At 70.9% G+C, this 4,527-nt stretch carries 3 protein-coding genes; all 3 read left to right on the forward strand.

Features of this window, described 5'->3' with window-relative positions; all coding sequences use genetic code 11:
* The first annotated feature begins 90 nt into the window (after positions 1 to 90).
* Positions 91 to 432, forward strand: coding sequence for a DUF6476 family protein (locus Q0112_RS01030; protein WP_297970307.1), 342 nt, complete (start codon positions 91 to 93; stop codon positions 430 to 432).
* A gap of 63 nt (positions 433 to 495) precedes the next feature.
* Positions 496 to 2,448 (forward strand): DNA primase, encoded by a 1,953-nt coding sequence (gene dnaG / locus Q0112_RS01035; protein WP_297970309.1) that lies wholly within the window; start codon positions 496 to 498, stop codon positions 2,446 to 2,448.
* Positions 2,449 to 2,533: 85 nt separating this feature from the next.
* On the forward strand, positions 2,534 to 4,527 hold a 1,994-nt coding region (gene rpoD, locus Q0112_RS01040), incomplete at its 3' end, for an RNA polymerase sigma factor RpoD (protein WP_297970311.1).

Raw genomic sequence — 4,527 nt, forward strand, 5'->3', positions numbered from 1 at the left:
CTCCGACCTCGCCGAGATGGATGCGCTCTGGGACGCGGCCAAGCGCGCCGAGCGCGAGCCGCAGCCCTCGTGACCCCGGCGCAGGCAGCGATGCCCCGGGACGTCCCGCACGAGGAGCCGCCGAGAGAGCTGCCCGAACCGCCCGGCCTCCGCCGGCTGCGCCGCCTCGTCACCCTGCTCACGGCGACGCTGATCGTCGGGATGGCGACCATCGTCGTCCTGCTCTTCATCCGCCTCACCTCCGCGCCGCAGGCGCCGGAGCTCCCCACCGCGATCGCCCTGCCGGCCGGCGAGCGCGCCGGTGCCGTCACCTTCGGCAGCGACTGGCTGGCGGTGGTGACGGTCGACGAGGCGGGGCAGGAGCGCATCCGGGTACTCGACCGGACGAGCGGCGCCGAGCGCGGGATGGTCGAGATCGGCCGGCGGCAGTGATTCGCGAATCATGATTCGCGCCTGACCCTTGCCAAGGGGGCACCGGCACACGATATTCCGTCAATGTCGCTGCCCCCCGGATTTCTCGACGAGCTTCGCACGCGCGTTTCCCTCGCGCAGATCGTTGGCCGGAAGGTCGCCTGGGACCCCCGCAAGAGCAACGCGGCCAAGGGCGACTGGTGGGCACCCTGCCCGTTCCACCAGGAGAAATCCGCGTCGTTCCATGTGGATGAGGGCAAGGGCTATTACTACTGCTTCGGTTGCCACGCCAAGGGGGACGCGGTCAGCTTCCTGCGCGAGACCGAGAACCTCGGCTTCATCGAGGCGGTAGAGCGGCTCGCCACCGAGGCCGGCATGGCGATGCCCGAGCGCGACCCGGCGGCCGCCGCCCGCACCGCCGCGAATCAGGGCCTCGTCGAGGCGATGGAGGCCGCCGTCCAGTTCTACCGCCTGCAGCTCGCGACCGCCCGCGCCGCCGAGGCGCGGGCCTACCTCGACCGCCGCGGCCTCACCCCGGCCACCCGCGACCGCTTCGAGATCGGCTATGCGCCCGACGAGTGGAGCGCGCTGCTCGATCAGCTGACCGGCAAGGGCTTCGCGCGCGAGAAGCTGGCCGAGGCCGGGCTCGTCACCGGCAACGCCGCGAAGGTCTACGACCGCTTCCGCGGCCGCATCATGTTCCCGATCCGCGACGGGCGCGGCCGCTGCATCGCCTTCGGCGCCCGGGCGATCGGAAAGGGCCAGGAGCCCAAGTACCTGAACTCGCCCGACACGCCGCTCTTCGACAAGGGCCGCACCCTCTACAACCTCGGCCCGGCCCGCGCCGCCGCCCACAAGGCCGGCACCGTCATCGTCGCCGAGGGCTATATGGACGTGATCGCCATGGCGCAGGCCGGGCTCGAGCACGCCGTCGCGCCGCTCGGCACCGCGATCACCGAGACCCAGCTCGAGCTGCTCTGGAAGCTCGCCCCCGAGCCCCTGGTCGCCCTCGACGGCGACAGCGCCGGCATGAACGCCGCCCAGCGCCTGATCGACCTCGCGCTGCCCCACCTCGGGCCTGGCCGCTCGCTCCGCTTCGCCGTCATGCCCCCGGGCCAGGATCCGGACGATGTCGCCCGCGCCGGCGGCGCCGCCGCCCTCGCGCCGATCTTCGCGGCCTCGCGCCCGATCATCGACCTCCTCTGGGCCCGCGAGACCGAGGGCGCCGTCCTCGACAGCCCGGAGCGCCGCGCCGCGCTCGACGCCCGCCTGCGCGCCCATCTGGCACGGATCGTCGACCCGACAGTCCGCGCCCACTGGGAGGCCGAGGTCCGCGCCCGCCGCGCCGCGCTCTTCGCCCCGCCGGCCCGCCCGCGGCCCGGCAAGCGCGAAGCCCGGCCCCGCCCCGGCGCCCCGCGCAGCGCCGGCATCCAGGGCACGGGCGCTGCCCGCGCCTCGCGCCTCGCCCGCGCCACCGCGGACACCGCCGTCGAGATGCGGATGCGCGAGGGCGCCATCCTCGCCGCCTGCCTCAACCACCCGCGGGTCGCCCTCGAGTTCGCCGCGCGTCTCGAGGATCTCGTCTTCGCCACGCCGCGCCATGGCGAAATTCTCGCCGCGCTCTTGACCGCGCTCGCCGGCTCACCAGATGAGCCCCAGGCGGTGCCTACCTTGGTGCAGGCTGCCCTGGGGCGTGACCCCCTCGTCGACCTGCCGGCGGAGATCTTCCGCGCCTACCGCCACTTCGGCGCGTCCGGCACGCCGGATGTGGTCCGCCGCGCCCTGGAGGAGGAACTGACCCGTCGTGCCGCGCTGGTGGGGCGCGCCGCCGAAATCCGCGAGGCGGCCGCCGAAATCGCCGACGATCCGGGGGAATCGCTCACCAACCGCGTCCGCCTCGCCGCCGAGGCGGAGCATTCCGCGAACACCAGGCCGCTCGAGGAAGACCAGTCCGCCGAGGCCTCGGAGCATCTCGAGTTCGCCAGCGTGATCGGCGCCGCTGAGGCAAGCCGGTCACGCAAGCCGCGAAAACACTGACCCCTCGTTGCGAATCACCGATTCGCAACCCACAAACGAAGTCCTGCGGGCACATCGCCCACCCGGCCTCCAGTTGGAGCAATCGATGGCCAAAGACGAAGAGCCGAAGAAGCCCGACGATCCCAACGACGGTTCGGCGGCGATGCTCGACATGAGCCAGGCCGCGGTGAAGAAGATGATCTCCACCGCCAGGGCCCGCGGCTACATCACCTACGACGAGCTGAACGAGGTCCTGCCGCCCGAGCAGGTCACCTCCGAGCAGATCGAGGACGTCATGGCCATGCTCTCCGAGATGGGCATCAACGTCATCGAGAGCGACGAGGCCGAGGAGGAGGAGGGCCGCGACGACGCGCCGCCCACCCCCGAGGAGGGCGGCTCGCGCGACCTTGCCGTCACCTCCGTGGGTGGCGAGGCGCTCGACCGCACCGACGATCCGGTGCGCATGTACCTGCGCGAGATGGGCTCGGTCGAGCTCCTGTCGCGCGAGGGCGAGATCGCAATCGCCAAGCGCATCGAGGCCGGGCGCAACACGATGATCGCCGGGCTCTGCGAGAGCCCGCTCACCTTCCAGGCCATCACCATCTGGCGCGACGAGCTGCTCGACGAGGCGATCATGCTCCGCGACGTGATCGACCTCGAGACCACCTTCTCGGGCCAGATGGAGTCGGACGACGTCGAGAGCGTGCTCTCCGAGATGAAGCCGCCGCCCGCGCCCGCCGCTGCCGCTGCCGCCACCGCTGCGCGCCCCGAGCCCGTCCGCCCGGCACCCAAGCCCGAGCCGAAGCCCGCCGCCGCCCGGCCGGCGCCGAGCGTCCGCGCCGCAGCCGACGACGAGGACGGCGACGACGAGGATGCCGACCTGCCGCTCGACGACGAGGAGGAAGAGGCCGCCGCCCCCGTCCCCGACCCGGAGGAGGACGAGGACGACGACCAGTCGAACCTCTCGCTCGCCGCGATGGAGGCCGCGCTCAAGCCGCAGATCCTCGAGACGCTCGAGCGCATCGCCAACGACTACGTCCGCCTCGCCGAGATGCAGGACGAGCGCATCTCCGCCACGCTGAACCGCAACGAGAGCTTCACCTCCGGCCAGGAGCGCGACTACCAGCGGCTGCGCGGCGAGATCGTCGAGCTGGTCAACTCGATGCACCTGCACAACAACCGCATCGAGGCGCTGGTCGACCAGCTCTACGGCATCAACCGCAAGATCATGTCGCTCGACGGCGCCATGGTGAAGTTTGCCGACCAGGCGCGCATCAGCCGCCAGGAGTTCATCGAGGAATACCGCGGCTGCGAGCTCGAGCCCGGCTGGCTCGACCGCGTGGGCCAGAAGAAGACCCGCGGCTGGGACCAGCTCACCACCCGCTTCCGCGACAAGGTCGAGGAGACCCGCCAGGAGATGGCCGAGATCGGCCAGTACGTCGGCGTCGACATCTCCGAGTTCCGCCGCATCGTGAACCAGGTGCAGAAGGGCGAGAAGGAGGCCCGCCAGGCCAAGAAGGAGATGGTCGAGGCCAACCTCCGCCTGGTGATCTCCATCGCCAAGAAGTACACCAACCGCGGCCTGCAGTTCCTCGACCTGATCCAGGAGGGCAACATCGGCCTGATGAAGGCGGTCGACAAGTTCGAGTACCGCCGCGGCTACAAGTTCTCGACCTACGCCACCTGGTGGATCCGCCAGGCGATCACCCGCTCGATCGCCGACCAGGCCCGCACCATCCGCATCCCCGTCCACATGATCGAGACGATCAACAAGCTCGTCCGCACCGGCCGCCAGATGCTGCACGAGATCGGCCGCGAGCCGACGCCGGAGGAGCTGGCCGAGAAGCTGCAGATGCCGCTCGAGAAGGTCCGCAAGGTGATGAAGATCGCCAAGGAGCCGATCAGCCTCGAGACCCCGATCGGCGACGAGGAGGATTCGCAGCTCGGCGACTTCATAGAGGACAAGAACGCCATCCTGCCGCTCGAGTCGGCGATCCAGCTCAACCTGAAGGAAACCACCACCCGCGTCCTCGCCTCCCTCACCCCGCGCGAGGAGCGCGTCCTGCGCATGCGCTTCGGCATCGGCATGAACACCGACCA

Source organism: uncultured Amaricoccus sp. (assembly GCF_937858865.1).
GTDB lineage: Bacteria > Pseudomonadota > Alphaproteobacteria > Rhodobacterales > Rhodobacteraceae > Amaricoccus.

Bases quoted from the DNA above. Each gene is read 5' to 3' on its own strand.
- Q0112_RS01030 (WP_297970307.1), top strand. From the start codon at position 91: ATGCCCCGGGACGTCCCGCACGAGGAGCCGCCGAGAGAGCTGCCCGAA.
- dnaG (WP_297970309.1), top strand. From the start codon at position 496: ATGTCGCTGCCCCCCGGATTTCTCGACGAGCTTCGCACGCGCGTTTCC.